Origin of the sequence: Chryseobacterium indologenes, from assembly GCF_018362995.1 — a bacterium.
Classification (GTDB): domain Bacteria; phylum Bacteroidota; class Bacteroidia; order Flavobacteriales; family Weeksellaceae; genus Chryseobacterium; species Chryseobacterium indologenes_G.
On record NZ_CP074372.1, the window covers coordinates 1,511,554 to 1,528,822 of the forward strand.

Here is a 17,269-nt window from a genome sequence, read left to right on the forward strand (position 1 = left end):
ACTATACGTTTTTAAGGCGCGGGGATTTTATCTTCGATAAAATTGTACTCTTTTAAAAATAATATGGAAGATTTCAACAGCTAGTTTGTCATTCCGGGCAAAGCACGGAATCTAAACTTCTATATTAGAGATAATTCTCTTAGATTTTGCGCCTGATTATGTCATATGATCTGCAAAATTGTGTTAAAAACCGTAATTATTTTATGGCGCCCGGTTTTCCTAAAATTCTGCGGAGATAACCCAGCTGTCCGCTGTGGTAAATTTCATGAAGACTTAGGGTTGATATATCTTTAACCATTTCAGGATTAAAACTGTTCAGGGTATTGAGTTTCGCTTCCAGCCCGTCCTGAGATTGTTTCAAATAAGATTTTAAATCTTCAAAGTTGACTAATTCATCTTTCCGGTTCAAAGGAATTTCACCTCTGTTGTAGCAGGAAAACTTTTCACTGTCCCACACGGATTCTTCACCTAAAATATTCAGAAAGGGATTCCTGATATGGATTAAATGTCCAAGAATCCAATTCATACAGTTAGCTTCACCATTAGGAAAAATCATAGACTCTTCATGGGTAATACCGTCAATATTCAAAGAAATCACCTGATAGTTGCTGACAACCTGATTCTTTATTAATTCTATATCGTTTGATATTGCTTCCATTGGATATGTATTTAATAAGTGAATGATAATATTATTCTGCAGGCATCTGGGATACATCTCCATGCATCACTTCCCACTGATGGCCATTGATATCAGCAAAACTGCTTTGATACATCCATCCGTAATCTACAGGCTCGGCATATTTTGAACCTCCGTTTCCGATAGCTGTTTTTACCATCTGATCTACTCCTTCGCGGCTGTTTGCCCCAATGGCAAGAAGCACCTGTGTAGTATCTCCTTTAGCGAAAGGTCTGTTTGTAAAGGTCTGGAAGAACTCTTCTTTTAAGAACATGGTGTAAATATGATTTTCCTTCATGACCACACATATTGCTTTATCGTTTGAAAACTGTTCATTGATAGAAAAACCTAACTCTGTCCAGAATTCTCTGGTTTTTTGTACGTCTTTTACGGGTAAATTGACGTAAATATCAGTAATATTCATTTTGTAAATTTTAGTGGTGAATTTTATCCAAAATTACCAAGGTATGGTAAGAATGTGCTTGTCATAGGACAAGATTTAATTTTTATTTGGACTAACTATTCTGCAGGCATTTGCGACATATCTGCAAACGTCATGTTCCAGCCGTGTCCGTCAAGATCCCAGAAAGAGTTCTGATACATCCATCCGTAATCCTGGGGTTCTTCATGCTGCGACGCGCCGTTTTTTACAGCGGTATTCACTATTTTATCTACGTCTTCACGACTGTCCAGACCTACTGCTACAAGAACCTGACTGGTATTTTCCTTGGCAACAGGCTTATTGGTAAAGGTCATAAAGTAATCTTCCTGCAGAAACATGACATAGATGGTATCATTCAAAGCAACGCAGGCTGCTTTATCATCTGAGAACTGTTCATTAATCGAAAAACCAACCTTGGTCCAGAATTCTTTTGTTTTCTGTACATCTTTTACCGGAAGGTTCACATAAATTTGATTGACTTTCATTTTTTGTAATTTTAGTGTTAATCTGTTATCCAAAATTACCAAGGTGCAATGAAAATCAACTTGTCATAGGGCAAGATTTAATTTTTCTTAGGATGGGAAACTATTTCTTTGCGGATACGGCTTAAAGAAGTGTCTGTAACTCCCAGATAGGAAGCAATCTGCTTCAATGGTGCAAATTGTATGACTTTAGATTTTTGTTCCAGCAGATTAAGGTATCTTCTGGTTGCTGAAAGCGTGAACATTTCTACGGAGCGCTGTTTGTAGGCAAAAAGCTCCTGAGACATCCATGATCTTCCCCATTCTCTAAGGTTTGGAATTTTATGGAATAATTCCTGAAACGTATCATAATCCATCCTCCAGCATTCACAATCTGTAATACAAACGATATTTTCCTGAGAGGGAACCCGCTGAAACATTGACAAAACCTCAATAATAACTTCATTTTCTACGAAAAAGTGAGTGGTTACTTCATTTCCGTTAAAATCATTAACATAGGAACGCGCCAATCCGCTTTCAAGAATATAATATTCATTGGCCGTTTTTCCTTCCTCAAGGATGAAATCACCTTTCTGGAAAGATGTTTTCTCATGAGCCTGAAATATCTCAGCAAGCTCTTCGGGAAAAAAGAAAGGGAAATCATAGCAGATTTCTAAAGCTTGATTGGTCATTGGTGTCAATTTTTTTAAGTCTTTAAAAATAAAATTTTTAATTGAATTAAGAGCAAAAAACATTAAACAAAGAATTGAATGTTTTCATCAAAAGCACATACTTTATTGAAATTAAAGGTATTTTAAAATTTATTATTCTTAAACAGTTATTTAAAACATACTATCTCTAACCATCCCGTCAAAAATTCTTTGAATTTTTGCCACCCCTCCGGAAGGATGGGAATGACTATCTGCCGGTGATAGTAATTGTAAGCTTTTTACAGGAAATATTTTTTTAAAACAGGGAAAGCTGTATTGATTTCGGAGTACCGGGTTTCTGGGCATCTCCGAACACGGTCTTGCCACCAAAACGCCAGGAATTTTGTATTTCTTCTTCAATCACCTGTTGAATATCAAAATCCGGAGTAAAGTCTTTTTCGGCATTGGCAACGATCTGATGAAGTTTATTTAAGGAATTTAATTTATCAGAATTTCCCAGTCTGGATTTTTCAATCCCTTTTCTGATAATGCTGATACTTTCATCATACGTATTGACAGGGACAGGGAAAGGATGTCCGTCTTTACCTCCATGAGCAAAGGAAAATCTTGCAGGATCAGCAAATATCGATGGCGCTCCATGAATGACTTCACTTACCAAAGCCAATGATTGCATGGTTCTTGGTCCTACTCCTTCCAGCATCAGTAAATCTTCAAAATTCTGAGGCTGCTGTTCTCTGGTAACATACAGAAGTGCTCCTAAACGCTTCAGATCTACATCAGAGGCCTGCACGTCATGGTGAGCAGGAAGAATCAATGTTGCAAAATCCTTCATTACTTCTGCTGAATCGGTATGGGAGATATCTAAAATTCCTTTTCTGTTCTCTGAAGCTTCGCATCGGTAAGGTTAAGTATCTTTCCTCTTGAAATTCCGTTGATCCCCGTATGAGGCTGCTCTACAAATGATGTGATATTTTCGGAATGCCAGTGATACCGCCTTGCTGTTCCATCTGACTCATGCATTCCCTGTTGAATAACGCTCCAGTTTCCATTATCTGAAAGAATGAAATTATGCAGATACAGTTGATAGCCATCCTGAATTGCCGTATTATCCACTTTTGCAGAAAGCTTGCTCGCCCTCACCAAATCTGTTCCGTTGAGACCTGTTTTATCCGCAATTCTGATTAACTCTGATGGAGTTTCCCGTGAAAACTTTCCTTTACCACCACAGATATAAAGTCCCAGAGACTGAGAATTGGGATTAATAGATCGTTTCAGTGCTCCCATGACAGAAGTGGTAATTCCTGAAGAATGCCAGTCCATTCCCATCACAGCTCCAAAACTCTGAAACCAGAACGGATCTGCCAATCGGCGCAATACCTCATCTTTACCGTAATCCATAAGAATTACTTCAATAATGGAAAGTCCAAGCACAGACATACGTTCATACAGCCACGGCGGTACTTTGCCATAGTGAAGGGGTAAATCTGCTGTTCCTGAACGTTTCATTATTTTAAAATGTAAAGGTAAGTTTTATTACCCTTACTATTTAATGACCCGGATCATTAATTCTATTATTACGGTTATCGGATAAGACTTGTAAAAGAGAAGCCGGGGTCACGCATTTCCAGTTCGTTTTTACCGGATTCCTCTTGTGCTTGTTTGGCGTAGATAAACATTTTCTGTTCGTAAGCATCAATAGCTTCCTCCATGCTTTGATATTTCTCTTCTGTCAGATTTTCTGATAAAATTAAAGCATCTATCAACCCGCTATTGACTCCCTGTCCTGCAAAAGGCGGCATCAGATGAGCAGCATCTCCAATAAGTGTTACAGGCAAAGATCGGTTGTTTTTCCAGGATTTGTTTAATGAAATTCTCCTTGTTGGCAATCCTACAAAAAAGGAAGTTGATAGGAATAACTGCTGATACAGCTCATTCCATGCAGAAAATCTTCGGACAAGAAATTGACGAACCTGTTCTGTGTTCTGAAAGTCCAAACCAGGGTCATTTTTCCATTCATCAGGCTTTTTGAATATGACTCCATACGTCAAAGCTCCGTTATTATAAGGATTGGCGACCAACAGATTACCTTCAAAAGCGGCCATTGGTCTTTTTCCGTCGCACCATTTAAAAAATTCGGGACACGCTTTCTCAGGCTGTGAAATATCTCCCTGAATGATAAATGTTCCGGTTTCTTCCACTTCGGCTTCCGTGACGTATTTTCTTACTTTGGACATTCCTCCATTGGCTCCGATAACAAGATCAGCTGTCACATGAGGTTTATCTTTAAAGTGAAGCTGCCATTGATCATCATTCTCTTCCATTTCAGTGAAGTTCATATCCCAGATTACCGTATCATCCGCCAGACTCCCAAGGAGCATTTCTCTCAGATGATTTCTGTTGATTTCAGGATTGTCATATTGATTTTCAGAAGTGATTTCCTTTGTAAACAGAATATTGCAATGTTCATCAGCGATTTTGATTCCCATAGGCAAGGCAATCTCGTAATATTTATCCAACAATCCAGCCTTTTTCATAGCTTTCTGCCCTGATTCCCGATGAAGATCTAAGGTTCCGCCCCAAACTCTTGTCTGTGCGTTCTTATCTCTTTCATATACATTTACTTCAACGCCTTTCTGCTGTAATAAAATTGCCATTGTTAATCCCACTGGGCCTGCGCCAATGATGGCTACTTTTTTATGTTTCAATACCATAATTTTTAATGTATTTATTATGGTACAAAATTCCGGAACGCCATTCTATCATGCTTGTACAAATGCGACAAAATCATTGCTTAAGACTTGTTTCCTTTTTTTGGCTTCTCTTGCAAAAACGGCAGGTGTTGTGCCGCTGTACCGTTTAAATTCTCTGCTTAAATGAGATTGATCTGTATATCCGAATTCCTGTGCGAGTGCTGCAATAGAGGTCTTGGGAGCATGCCACAGACGATTCCTTATCTGTTCAAAACGCATCACTCCGGAGACATCTTTTACGGTCTGGCCAGAGGACTGTTTAAACTTTCTTTCTAATGTCCGGACTGTTGTATAAGCTGAATCAGCCACCTGATTGACAGGAATAGTCCCATTATTTTTTCTCATGGCAGCTCCGGCTTTGAAAAGTAGGCTATCTGCTGTAATGAGTGAATGTAATTTTAGAAAATACTGTTCTACTTCAGAAACTGCTGCTTGTATTTTCTCCTTGACAATAAGATCATTTAATGTAGTTTGAAGCTTTGCAACGGGATGTTCAAAAATATGAACTCCGTTTTCAGTTTTTTCTGATGATAATCCCAGCAAATCAAAAACAACCCATGGAAAACATCTTATTCCAATAATTTCCAATTGATTTTGAGCATAAAAAAGAGCAGGCTGATTGAGCAGCCCCATGATAAACGGGGAAGGCAAAGCCTGTAAAGTTCCGTGATGAGAAATACTGCAGCCACTTCCAAAATGGAAAATAATTTCAGCATAGCCATCCGGCATCACCGTAAATCCTGACTGTTTTTCGCCATAATCCCTTTTGTTATACCAAAAACATTTTATGGTATCCTTAAGTTCTTCCGGAACCTCAAACTCCTGATGTATATTTGAAAACATGACAATAAGCTATACAGTTTTTATAGGATTAATCGTGGGAATAGAATTCAAGATCTTTATGCTTTTCTTCATTATATTCTTCTTCAAATGTAATTTTATTTCCAAAAGGATCGATTACTGTAAAAGATACAGCTCCGTAAAACGTTTTTTCAAGTCCGGGACGGTTGTATTTGTATTTTTTGTCAATTAATTCTTTATGATATTGAGAAACGCCTTCTCCCCAGGCAGCAACTCTTGTTCCCGGTGTTCCGTCTCCATGGTGTTCGCTTAAATGGAAAATGACATTTTCTCTTTTTACTTCCATATAAACAGGAGTATTTTCATCAAAATAATGTTCCCATACGATCTCAAATCCCAGCCAGTCTACATAGAATTCTTTTGTTTTCTGTAATCAAAAATTCTTAAAATAGGAATAATACGTTCTGCTTTCATTGTAAGGTAGTTTATTGGTGAGACAGTATATTGATCAGCTTTTGAAATGGATCTTTAACAAAAAATCTGCGGACTCCCCATTCTTCATTGGTCAGCTCGTAAGTGATTTCAAAGCCTGCATTTTTCATTTTATCATAAATTTCATCTACATTATCTACTTCAATGGAAAGGTCCGGAACTTCAGTATCATTTCCTCCCTGTTTGGCAAAGCTCATCTGAATTTTTGCCTCTTCATCGTTCCCCAATGTTTTAATCCAGCCATGATCCATCAAAACATCCAGTTCCAGAATGTCCTGATAAAAATGATTGGCTTTGGAAAGATCATCCGTTTTGATATTGGCCACAATTCTTTTTACCATTTTGCAGTATTTTTTTCATTAAAAAAGCCTTGTGAAATTACATAAAATTTCACAAGGCTTAATAAATTATTGTATTATATCTTGTATTAAACGGAAGCTGCAGCTTCTAAAATCAGCTGAGTAACTTCTTCAGGATGTGACGCCAATGAAGCGTGCCCCGCGTCTAAAGAGATTATTTTCTTAGGTTCAAGGCGCTCTGCCATTTCTTTTTCTGTTTCTGCAGGGATCATGCGGTCCTGCAATGAGATCTGATACCAACTTGGGAGTTTTTTCCATGCCGGTTCACCCGCTACGTCACCAAAACACTGACCGTGAATAGGTTTTTGTGATAATGACATTACCAACGCTTTTTCATCATCCAAATCCTGACAGAAAGCAGATTTGAATTCATCATATTTGATCCATAAAAAGCCTTTATCATCCGGATAAATACTTGCTCCACCCGGTGATTCTCTTCTTCCCAAAAGCGATCCCAGACTGTCTCCGGCATCAGGTGCAAATGCAGCAATATAAACAAGTCCGGCTACTTTATCATGATTTCCGGCTCCAGAGATGACAGCGCCTCCATAGGAATGCCCTACTAAAAGCACTTTCCCATCCTGTGCATCAATAAGGTCTTTTGTCTTATTAATATCATCCTGCAGCGAAGTTAATGGGTTCTGAACACTTCTTACTTTATATCCCGCTTTTGTCAATGAAGGGATAACGTACTGCCAGTGTGACCCGTCTCCCCATGCTCCGTGTACCAAAATAATGGTTAAATCTTTTTGTTCCATAATGATTGTGTTAAAATTTGATCATGGTAAAGCTACGGTATAAAACTATCTGCAGACGTTAACTTAAGTTAATTAACTATCCGGCTTCTTATCCGGCTGAGTGATTGTTCTGTTACGCCCAAATAACTGGCAATATGTTTCTGAGCTATTTTCTGAAAGAGTGCAGGTTGTTTTTTGACAAGATTGAGATATCTGTTTTCGGGGGAAAAACACAGCAGATCGTCGATCCGTTTTTTGGCATCCAGATAAATTTTTTCACTCATCACTCTCCCAAATTGCTGCCAGTAAGCTTCTTTTTTGTATAAAGCCCGCAGATGGTCTTTACTCAGCAGTAAAATCTCACAGTTTTCCAGGGCCTGGATATTCATATTGGAAACGGTATCACAAAGTATACTTTCGTAATCGGTAAAAAATTCATTTTCAAAATAGAACCCAAAATTGATTTCACGACCTTGGTCATTGATATAAAAACATCTGATAGTCCCTTTTTTAATAAAGCCCAGATATTTGCATTTTTCTCCCTGCTTCAGAAAAAAGTCAGATTTTAAAAGCTTTGTATCATGAAGGAGAGCATAAAATTCTTCAAAGTGTTCTGAGTCTACCTGAAAAAGTTCTCCGTATTTCTTGTAATTGTCTTGCATCATTTGGTGTTTTTGAGGTTTTATATTCAAAAAAAGCCTTGCAAAAATTACATTCACAAGGCTTTTCTACAAAAATTATTTCTATTATTTCAATGCTGCAAGAGCGGCATCGTAATTAGGTTCGTTTGCAATTTCCGGAACCTGCTCAGTATAAATTACTTTATTGTTTTCGTCTGTAACGATCACGGCACGGCTCAATAAACCTTTCATAGGAGAATCTGCGATTGTCACTTCATAATCATCTCCGAAGCTGCTTCTGAAATCTGAAAGTGTTTCCACATTATTCAAGCCTTCAGCCGCACAGAATCTTCCCAGAGCAAACGGAAGGTCTTTTGAAACGTTGATGATTACTGTATTATCAAGTTTTGAAGCCTCTTCATTGAATTTTCTGGAAGAAGCAGCACAAGTTGGGGTATCAATACTTGGGAAGATATTGAATACTTTTTTCTTTCCGTCAAACGTTTCAAGTGTTTTCACATTTAATCCTGAATCTACCAATGCAAAATCCTTTACAGTGGTTCCTACAGATGGTAATGCTCCTATTGTGTGTACTTCGTTTCCTTTTAAAGTGATTGTCGTGGACATAATTTTATTTTTTTAGTTTTTCAAATTTAATCAAAAAAAGAAAATTTTTCCCGACTTATTATGGTTAAATTAATCTTAAAGTGAAAATAAAACTTTTCCACCTGCTCAACAATTTTTCAAACAAAATTACCTGCATGCCTGTGAGCCTAAAAAAACAAGCTTTAGACCGCAAAAGTTCAATACCTGAAATATCCAATCATTTTTAGAATTAATGACAGCATATCCCGGAGCAATACAATTACACCGATATAAAATTAAAGATACAAAAGCTACTTTTTTATGGAAATATCTCAAATAAAACAAGGATATTTACTAAATTTGTGGGACTTAAAATTTCAAATAAAAAATAACAGTATAATGTCAGAAAAATCAAAAATCTATTACACTCTTACTGATGAAGCTCCAATGCTGGCTACTCACTCGTTTTTACCAATTGTAAAAGCTTTCACAAAATCAGCAGATATCGAAATCGCGGTTCCGGATATTTCTTTGTCAGGAAGAATTCTTGCAAATTTTCCTGAGTTTTTAAAAGATGATCAGAAAATAAGCGATGCTTTATCAGAACTTGGCCAACTGGCTACTCAACCTGACGCTAATATCATTAAGTTACCTAACATTTCTGCTTCTGTACCTCAGTTGGACGCAGCAATCGCTGAATTACAAGGTAAAGGTTTCGCCGTTCCAAATTATCCTGCAGAGCCTAAAAATGATGAAGAAAAAGCAATCAAAGCCAAGTACGCTAAAGTATTAGGAAGTGCTGTAAACCCTGTTTTAAGAGAAGGAAACTCTGACAGACGTGCTCCAAAAGCTGTTAAAAACTATGCAAAAGCAAACCCACACAGAATGGGTAACTGGGCATCTGACAGCAAAACTGACGTAGCTCACATGAACAATGGTGATTTCTACGGTACAGAAACTTCTACAACATTAGAAAACGCTACAAAATATAGAATCGTATTCAAAGGAAACGACGGTTCTGAGTCTGTATTAAAAGACTTCGCAGGTCTTCAGGCTGGTGAAGTAATTGATTCTTCAGTAATGAACTTAAATGCATTGAAAGCATTTGTTCAGGAAGCAATTGAGGAAGCTAAGAACAGAAATGTACTTCTTTCTGCTCACCTTAAAGCTACGATGATGAAAATCTCTGACCCAATCATTTTCGGGGCTATCGTTGAGACTTTCTTCAAGGAAGTATTTACTAAATATGCTGAGACTTTCAAATCTTTAGACATCAATCCAAATAACGGTCTTGCTGATCTTTTTGAAAAGATTAAAGGAAATGCTCAGGAAGCTGACATCAAAGCTGACATTGAAGCTGCTTTGGCAAACGGACCTAGAGTGGCAATGGTAAATTCTGATAAAGGAATTACTAACTTCCACGTACCTTCTGATATCATCGTTGATGCATCTATGGCTGCTCTTGTAAGAGGCGGAGGTAAAATGTGGAACAAAGACGGAAACGAAGAAGATACCGTTTGTATCATCCCGGACCGTTCTTACGCAGGTTTCTATCAGTCTGTAATTGACGATATGAAAGCGCACGGAAAATTAGACCCTACAACCATGGGATCTGTTCCAAACGTAGGTTTGATGGCTCAGAAAGCTGAAGAATATGGTTCTCACGATAAAACTTTCCAATTATCAGCTGACGGAACTGTAGAAGTTCAGGATGAAGCTGGAAACGTTCTTCTTTCTCAGAAAGTAGAAAAAGATGATATCTTCAGAATGTGTCAGACAAAAGATGCTCCTATTCAGGACTGGGTAAAATTAGCGGTAAACAGATCAAGATTATCTGATACTCCTGCCATCTTCTGGTTAGATAAAGGAAGAGCTCATGACAGAGAAATCATCAAAAAAGTAGAGAAATATCTTGCTGACCACGATACAACAGGTCTTGATATCAGAATTCTTGATGTAAAAGATGCTATGACTGAAACTCTGAAAAGAGCTAGAGAAGGTAAAGACACGATCTCTGTTTCCGGAAACGTATTGAGAGATTATTTAACTGACCTTTTCCCAATCCTTGAGCTTGGTACTTCTGCAAAAATGCTTTCTATCGTTCCATTGATGAATGGTGGTGGTTTATTTGAAACAGGTGCCGGAGGTTCTGCTCCTAAACACGTTGAGCAGTTCTTAGAAGAAGGATATTTAAGATGGGATTCTCTAGGTGAATTCTTGGCGCTTCAGGCTTCTTTAGAGCATTTGGCACAAACTCAGGGGAATACAAAATCTCAGGTTTTAGCTGATGCATTGGATGAAGCTAATGCTAAATTCTTAGCTACAGATAAATCTCCTGCAAGAAAAGTAGGACAGATCGATAACAGAGGTTCTCACTTCTATTTAGCAATGTACTGGGCTGATGCACTGGCTAACCAAACTGCTGATGCTGAGTTGGCTAAACAATTTGCGCCGATTGCACAGGCAATGCAGGAAAATGAAGAAGTAATCAATGCAGAATTAATTGGTGCTCAGGGTAAACCTCAAAACATTGAAGGATACTACAAAACTGATACATATAAAACGTATGCAGCAATGAGACCTAGCACTGTTTTAAATGAAATTATTGACGGAATCTAAGAGTTTATGAAAAAAACTATAACCATATTATTTGCTTATTTATCAATATTTTCATGCAGCAGTTCAAACGATGATATTACGGAGGTGGTAACAGTAACACCTCCTGTTATTGAAAATAAGATCAATTTAACTTCAACTTACAGTGATACCACTGAAACAGTAAGCTTAAAATGGACGCTCAGTGGAGAGGCCACTTATAATCATTATAAAATTGTAAGAAGTGATTCTCAAAACGGGGTACAATCCGAAATTGGTAATAGCTATCCGAATCAGTTTACATTTACTTCAGCCGTACCATTTAACCCTTATGTAGAATATCAGGTTATTGGTATTAAGGCTAATGGTGAAGAGGTTAAAAGTAACATTATAAAAATTGAAAGACCTGAGATTAAATTGATTAATCTTAAAACTTTTGATGCTCAATTTGATAAAAATTCCGGAAAATTATATCTTTTAGATACAGATGGAAAAATTACTCTTTATGATGTGAATACTGGCTCAATTACCCATCAGGTCAGTACTAATGCTACTTTAGGATATTCTGATCTTGGGATTTATAATGGTAATGTAGAATTATATGTTCCCAGAAATGATGGCTGGGTAGATATTTATGACGGTAACGACTTGACATTAAAAGATCAGATAAGCTTCGGAATGCCTCTTATAAGTACTATTTATCACAATGGTAAGCTTTATGGCTCTCCGAATTCCAACAGTTCTAGTAGTTCCAACGTTATTAAATCAATAGACAGAACGACTAAGGTTCTAGTTTCTCAATCACCTAACAATTATTATTATACGGGAAGGATGAAAAAAGCTGTAGTGGGGAATTCTTTACAATTATATACCATAACACAGAATATTTCACCTGTAGATATGAACCTTTATACTTTTGATCTTAACGGTAATTATATCAGCCATCAAAGTGATTCTTATCATGGAGACCACCCTCTTAATTATAGAATATTTGAAGCATTTCCTGATGGAAGAACTATTACTGCAAGTTCTGGTTCAGTATATAATTCGCAAATGATTTACCAGAATGATCTGCCTTCTGGAAACTCTAAACTTTCAAGTTTTGATTTTGATAGCAACAGTATTATTGCAGGAAGTGGAAATAGAACTATTGAGTTTTACAACATCAATTCTTACACAAAAACCAAGACAATCAATACAAAGAAATACCCTTATAAAGTATTTAACTACAATAACAAGGTTGTTTGCGTAAGCTCAGTTACTCAGCTTAATCTTCAATATTATGATTATTCGGGAATCATTCCTGACAATATAATGATCGAAATTTTTGACAAATAGTTATAAACCTCTCCTTAGTGAGAGGTTTTTTATTTATTATTTTCCATCCTGCACAATTACTCTTCTATGCTCCCTACCCCATTTAATCATTTCCATAATAATGTTTCCAAAGGTTCTGCAGTATTCCGTGGGTTCATATTCTATTAAAACGGGAGTGTCGGGGTAAACGGTGCGTTTTAACAACTTGTTCAGTTCCATATCTTTCAGTTCTTTTGAAAGCATTCTGGTGGTAATTCCGGGAATACTCCGTTCAATTTCCCTGAACCGTCTATTCCCGTTACAAAGCGAATTGATCACAGGAATTCTCCATTTTCCTCCGATAAAGTAAAGGGTATCCTGTAAAGCTCTAAGTTCTTCTGTCTGATCTCTTTCCATAATTGCAAAGTTAAGTGATATCACGAATGATACTGGTATACTCTGTGATACTGATTACAAAAGTATATCATTTTGAAATAACTTTGTCAAAAATTTTACAATGAAAAAATTCAGTAACAAACTGGCTATTGTGACAGGAGGAAACAGCGGAATAGGATTCGCTGCAGCAAAAGAACTTATTTCAGAAGGAGCAACGGTCATTATCACCGGAAGACGAAAAGAAGCTGTAGAAAAAGCAGCTCAGGAGCTCGGAGCAATCCCGTTCACCGCAGACCAGGCAAACCTTAATGATATTGATCTTTTAAAAGAAAAAGTAGAAAAACAGTTCGGGAAAATAGATATCCTATTTATCAATGCAGGAATTACAGGAACCCTGACCTCCATTGAGAATATGGATGTTGAAAATTTTGATCAGGTGATGAACATCAATTTCAGGGGTGCATATTTTACATTAAGCAAATTCATTCCATTATTGAATGATGGTGCTTCTGTCATCTTTTTATCTTCTATTGTGGCTTCTACGTACAAACCTAACAGTTCTGCTTATCAGGCAAGCAAAGCTGCATTGAACTCAATTGCAAAAACAGCAGCGGCAGAATTAGCTCCAAGAAAAATCAGAGTGAATATGATCAGTCCCGGTCCGATAAAAACTGAGATTATGAGTAAGGCCGGACTTGATGAAGAGACATTGAAAAATATTCAAAACCATCTCGTTGATCAGATTCCATTGAAAAAAATGGGAACAGCTGAAGAAGTTGCCAAATTGGTTACTTATTTATCAGATGATCAGGTTTCAAGCTATGTCACCGGAACCGAAATTGTGATAGACGGCGGTATAACTTTATAAGCAATAGATTTGATCAGATCCCGGTAACCCAATTACCGGGATTTTTCTTGTGTATTTTCGGGGCTCAAAATTCCGGATCCACCTTTTGATTTGTCCGGTTCGACCTGTTTTCCGTTTTACAGCATAGACTATCCATCTACTTTTGATCTAGAAATAAAAACAATACTCATTATGGATACCGTAAAGAAAAAAAGAAACTTCGTTGCTATAGCATTTCTGGTGATATCAGGAGTCTTTGGTGGATTGCAGCTCTTCAGCAAACCATTGGAAGGAAAACCTGTTACAGGAAAGATTGAAGCGCCAAGGGAAGTGATCAGTATTCTTGAAAACTCATGTTTCAACTGCCATTCCAACCAGCAAAATCTAAGTTGGTATGATAAAATTGCTCCTGTTTCGTGGACTGTGAATAAAGACATCAAAAGAGCCAGAGAAGTTCTGAATTTCTCAGAATGGGAAAAACTCTCTCCGGCTGAACATCAGGGGAAAATGTATGCTATCCTCAATATGATGCAGAGCGGGAAAATGCCTCTTCATGAATACACCCTTCTGCATCCATCTGCTAAGATTACAGAAAAAGATATTGAAACCATCAAAAAATACACGCTTTCATTATCTTCAGTAAATCCGGCAGCACAGCATAAAAATGAACCTCATCCAGTTCCCGCGGCATCTGTTGCAGCTCCGGCAAAATTTCCGGTTTCTCCCAATGGAGTTCAGTATACTCCTGATTTCAAAAACTGGAAAGTGATCAGTATGAGTACTCTTTTTGACAATTCTATCCGGGTTATTTATGGAAATGATATTGCAGTAAAAGCTGTGGAAACAGAGAACTTTCATCCATGGCCAGACGGAAGTATTGTTGTAAAATCTGTATGGAAACAGGACGAGTTTCCCGGCGGAGAGATCAGACCAGGAAAATTCATCAATGCTCAGTTCATGGTAAAAGATTCTAAACAGTATAAAGATACTGAAGGCTGGGGATTTGCAAAATTCTCCGGAGATGACCTTCATCCTACAGGAAAAACGGCATCATTCGCCAAAGAATCATGTATCGCCTGCCACAGACAGCTCGCAGAAAAAACAGGATATCTTTTTGATGTTCCCATGAAAGTAAATACTCAAAGATTAATCCAAAATTTACAGAAAAAATGAAAAATACAATCCTGATTTCACTGGTAAGCCTTATTGCTCTTACCGCTTGCAGTAAAGAAAATAAAGATACAGATAATGGACTTAAGAGGGTTGTTTTTGACCCTGGTCATTTAAAATTCATCTCCAATTCTTTAAATCCCAAGAAAGAAACAATGTCCGCTTTATATGGTAATGAAAAGGCTTTGGAATCTTTATCAGAGGAAAATAAGACACCGGGAGCAGGTACTATTATGAAACTGGTTACCTGGAAATATCATAATAATCCTCAATATATTGGCGGAACTATTACCGGAGAATTGGTCAGTATCGAAACGGTACAGGCTGATAATACTGGAAATATCTCTTATGATATTAAAAATGATCTTACAAAAACAACCTCTCCCAACAAAGAAGAAAGAATACAATATTTTATGAGTTACCGCCCTGTCAGCAGACCGTAAAAAGGCAAACTCGGTATTCCTTTTTTATAAAATGTTTAATCTGATAAATCCGGCGAATAGGGAATGAAAATAAAACTCCCATTTCACTATTTATCATAATATTTTCAATAAAAAGCATTAATTTAACCTTTTCAAACCAGCAGATTTCATGCAACAGCAAAAAATAAAAATTTCACAAGCCATTATCTGGATAAGCTCCATTTTTCTGGGTATTTTATCCTCTGTTCCTCAGCTTGCTTCTCATGAATTCAACTGGAAAGAAGCGATAGTGAACGCAGCCATTACAGCAGCATTTTCCATCATCATGTGGTATATTAATATTTATATGTTAAATCGTACCGCAAAACGAAGACAGCATATCTCCTACTCAAGATTGATGATAGTACTGGTTTTCGGGATGCTGATTATGTTTGGACTTGCCTGGATTCAGCAGCTTATTTTATCTCATATCAATTTCGGTCCGGTAATGCTGATGGTTGAAGTAAGAGGAATTTTAATCAATCTGGTTTGTTATATGTTTTTGACACTGCTTCAGAATAATTATACGGGCCAGCAGATACAGCTTGAACTGGAGAAGGTAAAAAGTGATAATTTAGGGGCTCAATACGAATTGCTGAAGCAACAGATCAACCCGCATTTTCTCTTCAACAGTTTGAATACATTGAAATTAATGGCAGAAACGCATGATGAAGAAACGGTTGATTTCATTGTTAAACTTTCTGATTTTTACCGATTTACACTTGAAAGCAGAAAACTGGACCTGATCAGTGTTCAGGAAGAAATGAAGATAGTAGACGCTTATCTTTTTCTTCAGAAAGCACGTTTTGGTGAAGGGATTAAGTTTACCAACGATCTCGGAAAAGAGACGGATCAAACGCTTATTCCTCCTTTTACGCTTCAGCTTTTGGTGGAAAACTGTATCAAGCACAATATTATTTCACAAAGTAAGCCGCTGCACATTAAAATATACAGTGCTGATGGCCAAATTGTGATTGAAAATCCTATACAGCGAAAGATGAATACCGAAGACTCTCTGGGAGTAGGGCTTGACAATATTAAAATGCGTTACAAACACTTGCTGGAAAAGGAAATTACTATTAACTCAGATGAAAACAATTTTCAGATAAAACTACCATTAATTCATGAATATCATCATTATTGAAGACGAATTCAGGGCTGCAAAATCCCTTCAGAATTTAATTTCAGATTTAAAACCGGATTCTAAGATCCTGGGCGTTTACGACAGTATCGAAACAAGTATTGAAGGCTTGAAAGACGTGAAACCCGATCTTATTTTTATGGATATCCACCTTTCGGACGGACTTTCATTCGAGATTTTCAAATCGGTGGACATTACATGCCCGGTGGTTTTCTGTACGGCATTTGATCAGTATATGCTGGATGCTTTTAAGAGCAAGGGCGTTGATTATGTTTTAAAACCATTTTCAAAAGAAGATATTGCTGAAGCATTGAGAAAGGTTGACGAACTGAAAAAATTCTTTCAGAAAAATGATCTTCCTGACCTGGAATTGTTGATCCAAAAAATTAACCAGCCTGCTTCTACCGGTAAGAGTAATTTTCTGGTTTTTAAAAATCAAAAATACACTACGATTCCTACGGAAGACATTGCCTATTTTTATATTCATAATGAAATAACCCATCTGGTAACATTTGGTAAAGAGCAGTTTTCTCTTAGTCAGCCTTTGGGGCAAGTCGCGGAACAGGTCTCTGATAAACAATTCTTCAGGGTTAACAGGCAATATCTCGTGAATTTCAAAGCGATTAAGGAGATGGAACATTATTTTCAGCGTAAAATATTGGTAAAACTCACTGTTGAAACTCCCGAAAAACTTCTTATTAATAAAGAGAAAACCCATAGTTTCTTTACCTGGCTGGAAGACAGATAAAGAGTAAAGAAGTTGGAGGCT

The 17,269-nt window shown here is 37.2% G+C and carries 19 protein-coding genes and 1 pseudogene; 7 read left to right on the forward strand and 13 right to left on the reverse strand.

The features are described from left to right. Positions 1-196: 196 nt before the first annotated feature. From DYR29_RS06885 to tpx, 12 genes and pseudogenes are all read right to left on the reverse strand, one after another. Entirely contained in the window at positions 197-658 is a 462-nt protein-coding gene (locus tag DYR29_RS06885) for a hypothetical protein (protein ID WP_213279862.1), read from the reverse strand. A 31-nt stretch (positions 659-689) separates the two neighbouring features. Continuing rightward, positions 690-1,100, reverse strand: coding sequence for a VOC family protein (locus tag DYR29_RS06890; protein ID WP_213279863.1), 411 nt, complete (start codon positions 1,098-1,100; stop codon positions 690-692). A gap of 95 nt (positions 1,101-1,195) precedes the next feature. Next, positions 1,196-1,603 (reverse strand): VOC family protein, encoded by a 408-nt coding sequence (locus tag DYR29_RS06895; protein WP_213279864.1) that lies wholly within the window; start codon positions 1,601-1,603, stop codon positions 1,196-1,198. Positions 1,604-1,680: 77 nt separating this feature from the next. Further along, on the reverse strand, positions 1,681-2,271 hold the full coding sequence (locus tag DYR29_RS06900; RefSeq protein WP_052186321.1) for a Crp/Fnr family transcriptional regulator: 591 nt from the start codon (positions 2,269-2,271) through the stop codon (positions 1,681-1,683). Positions 2,272-2,545: 274 nt separating this feature from the next. Beyond that, positions 2,546-3,756 (reverse strand): annotated as a pseudogene (locus tag DYR29_RS23020) (DUF763 domain-containing protein). A gap of 74 nt (positions 3,757-3,830) precedes the next feature. Continuing rightward, positions 3,831-4,961 carry an FAD-dependent oxidoreductase gene (locus tag DYR29_RS06910; protein ID WP_213279865.1) on the reverse strand — a complete coding sequence of 377 codons (1,131 nt, stop codon included), beginning with the start codon at positions 4,959-4,961 and terminating at the stop codon, positions 3,831-3,833. 48 nt (positions 4,962-5,009) lie between these two features. Continuing rightward, complete coding sequence (locus tag DYR29_RS06915; protein ID WP_213279866.1) at positions 5,010-5,843, reverse strand: helix-turn-helix domain-containing protein; 834 nt, start codon at positions 5,841-5,843, stop codon at positions 5,010-5,012. 28 nt (positions 5,844-5,871) lie between these two features. Then, a complete protein-coding gene (locus DYR29_RS06920; RefSeq protein ID WP_342213467.1) occupies positions 5,872-6,201 on the reverse strand; it encodes a glyoxalase superfamily protein in 330 nt (109 codons plus the stop codon). A gap of 85 nt (positions 6,202-6,286) precedes the next feature. Further along, positions 6,287-6,634 carry a VOC family protein gene (locus DYR29_RS06925; RefSeq protein WP_213279867.1) on the reverse strand — a complete coding sequence of 116 codons (348 nt, stop codon included), beginning with the start codon at positions 6,632-6,634 and terminating at the stop codon, positions 6,287-6,289. 86 nt (positions 6,635-6,720) lie between these two features. Then, positions 6,721-7,410, reverse strand: a complete 690-nt coding sequence (locus tag DYR29_RS06930) for an alpha/beta hydrolase (RefSeq protein WP_142718215.1) — start codon at positions 7,408-7,410, stop codon at positions 6,721-6,723. Between the two features lie 68 nt (positions 7,411-7,478). Continuing rightward, complete coding sequence (locus DYR29_RS06935) at positions 7,479-8,051, reverse strand: Crp/Fnr family transcriptional regulator (protein WP_249413639.1); 573 nt, start codon at positions 8,049-8,051, stop codon at positions 7,479-7,481. 84 nt (positions 8,052-8,135) lie between these two features. Then, positions 8,136-8,636, reverse strand: coding sequence for a thiol peroxidase (gene tpx / locus DYR29_RS06940; protein WP_213279869.1), 501 nt, complete (start codon positions 8,634-8,636; stop codon positions 8,136-8,138). A 357-nt stretch (positions 8,637-8,993) separates the two neighbouring features. Here tpx and DYR29_RS06945 point away from each other — a divergent pair, with 357 nt between their 5' ends. Then, a complete protein-coding gene (locus DYR29_RS06945) occupies positions 8,994-11,213 on the forward strand; it encodes an NADP-dependent isocitrate dehydrogenase (RefSeq protein WP_213279870.1) in 2,220 nt (739 codons plus the stop codon). Between the two features lie 6 nt (positions 11,214-11,219). Further along, complete coding sequence (locus DYR29_RS06950) at positions 11,220-12,527, forward strand: hypothetical protein (protein ID WP_213279871.1); 1,308 nt, start codon at positions 11,220-11,222, stop codon at positions 12,525-12,527. A gap of 36 nt (positions 12,528-12,563) precedes the next feature. Here the strand turns inward: DYR29_RS06950 and DYR29_RS06955 are convergent, their stop codons facing one another. Continuing rightward, positions 12,564-12,902, reverse strand: a complete 339-nt coding sequence (locus DYR29_RS06955; RefSeq protein ID WP_213279872.1) for a winged helix-turn-helix transcriptional regulator — start codon at positions 12,900-12,902, stop codon at positions 12,564-12,566. A 100-nt stretch (positions 12,903-13,002) separates the two neighbouring features. On the opposite strand from DYR29_RS06955, the gene DYR29_RS06960 reads away from it, so the two are divergent. From DYR29_RS06960 to DYR29_RS06980, 5 genes are all read left to right on the forward strand, one after another. Then, positions 13,003-13,749, forward strand: a complete 747-nt coding sequence (locus tag DYR29_RS06960; RefSeq protein ID WP_213279873.1) for an SDR family oxidoreductase — start codon at positions 13,003-13,005, stop codon at positions 13,747-13,749. A 171-nt stretch (positions 13,750-13,920) separates the two neighbouring features. Beyond that, positions 13,921-14,901, forward strand: coding sequence for a heme-binding domain-containing protein (locus DYR29_RS06965; protein WP_213279874.1), 981 nt, complete (start codon positions 13,921-13,923; stop codon positions 14,899-14,901). Continuing rightward, positions 14,898-15,341 carry a hypothetical protein gene (locus DYR29_RS06970; RefSeq protein ID WP_213279875.1) on the forward strand — a complete coding sequence of 148 codons (444 nt, stop codon included), beginning with the start codon at positions 14,898-14,900 and terminating at the stop codon, positions 15,339-15,341. Before DYR29_RS06965 ends, DYR29_RS06970 begins: the two co-directional genes overlap by 4 nt. A 148-nt stretch (positions 15,342-15,489) precedes the next feature. Beyond that, a complete protein-coding gene (locus DYR29_RS06975) occupies positions 15,490-16,503 on the forward strand; it encodes a sensor histidine kinase (protein ID WP_213279876.1) in 1,014 nt (337 codons plus the stop codon). Further along, the gene (locus DYR29_RS06980) at positions 16,484-17,248 is read left to right on the forward strand and encodes a LytR/AlgR family response regulator transcription factor (protein ID WP_213279877.1); all 765 of its coding nucleotides are present in this window, start codon (positions 16,484-16,486) and stop codon (positions 17,246-17,248) included. The genes DYR29_RS06975 and DYR29_RS06980 overlap by 20 nt, the downstream gene beginning before the upstream one ends. Positions 17,249-17,269: the final 21 nt, after the last annotated feature.

What these genes read in the sequence shown, in the direction of transcription:
- DYR29_RS06885 (WP_213279862.1), bottom strand. Translation starts at nt 658, where the DNA reads ATGGAAGCAATATCAAACGATATAGAATTAATAAAGAATCAGGTTGTC.
- DYR29_RS06890 (WP_213279863.1), bottom strand. Translation starts at nt 1,100, where the DNA reads ATGAATATTACTGATATTTACGTCAATTTACCCGTAAAAGACGTACAA.
- DYR29_RS06895 (WP_213279864.1), bottom strand. Translation starts at nt 1,603, where the DNA reads ATGAAAGTCAATCAAATTTATGTGAACCTTCCGGTAAAAGATGTACAG.
- DYR29_RS06900 (WP_052186321.1), bottom strand. Translation starts at nt 2,271, where the DNA reads ATGACCAATCAAGCTTTAGAAATCTGCTATGATTTCCCTTTCTTTTTT.
- DYR29_RS06910 (WP_213279865.1), bottom strand. Translation starts at nt 4,961, where the DNA reads ATGGTATTGAAACATAAAAAAGTAGCCATCATTGGCGCAGGCCCAGTG.
- DYR29_RS06915 (WP_213279866.1), bottom strand. Translation starts at nt 5,843, where the DNA reads ATGTTTTCAAATATACATCAGGAGTTTGAGGTTCCGGAAGAACTTAAG.
- DYR29_RS06925 (WP_213279867.1), bottom strand. Translation starts at nt 6,634, where the DNA reads ATGGTAAAAAGAATTGTGGCCAATATCAAAACGGATGATCTTTCCAAA.
- DYR29_RS06930 (WP_142718215.1), bottom strand. Translation starts at nt 7,410, where the DNA reads ATGGAACAAAAAGATTTAACCATTATTTTGGTACACGGAGCATGGGGA.
- DYR29_RS06935 (WP_249413639.1), bottom strand. Translation starts at nt 8,051, where the DNA reads ATGCAAGACAATTACAAGAAATACGGAGAACTTTTTCAGGTAGACTCA.
- tpx (WP_213279869.1), bottom strand. Translation starts at nt 8,636, where the DNA reads ATGTCCACGACAATCACTTTAAAAGGAAACGAAGTACACACAATAGGA.
- DYR29_RS06945 (WP_213279870.1), top strand. Translation starts at nt 8,994, where the DNA reads ATGTCAGAAAAATCAAAAATCTATTACACTCTTACTGATGAAGCTCCA.
- DYR29_RS06950 (WP_213279871.1), top strand. Translation starts at nt 11,220, where the DNA reads ATGAAAAAAACTATAACCATATTATTTGCTTATTTATCAATATTTTCA.
- DYR29_RS06955 (WP_213279872.1), bottom strand. Translation starts at nt 12,902, where the DNA reads ATGGAAAGAGATCAGACAGAAGAACTTAGAGCTTTACAGGATACCCTT.
- DYR29_RS06960 (WP_213279873.1), top strand. Translation starts at nt 13,003, where the DNA reads ATGAAAAAATTCAGTAACAAACTGGCTATTGTGACAGGAGGAAACAGC.
- DYR29_RS06965 (WP_213279874.1), top strand. Translation starts at nt 13,921, where the DNA reads ATGGATACCGTAAAGAAAAAAAGAAACTTCGTTGCTATAGCATTTCTG.
- DYR29_RS06970 (WP_213279875.1), top strand. Translation starts at nt 14,898, where the DNA reads ATGAAAAATACAATCCTGATTTCACTGGTAAGCCTTATTGCTCTTACC.
- DYR29_RS06975 (WP_213279876.1), top strand. Translation starts at nt 15,490, where the DNA reads ATGCAACAGCAAAAAATAAAAATTTCACAAGCCATTATCTGGATAAGC.
- DYR29_RS06980 (WP_213279877.1), top strand. Translation starts at nt 16,484, where the DNA reads ATGAATATCATCATTATTGAAGACGAATTCAGGGCTGCAAAATCCCTT.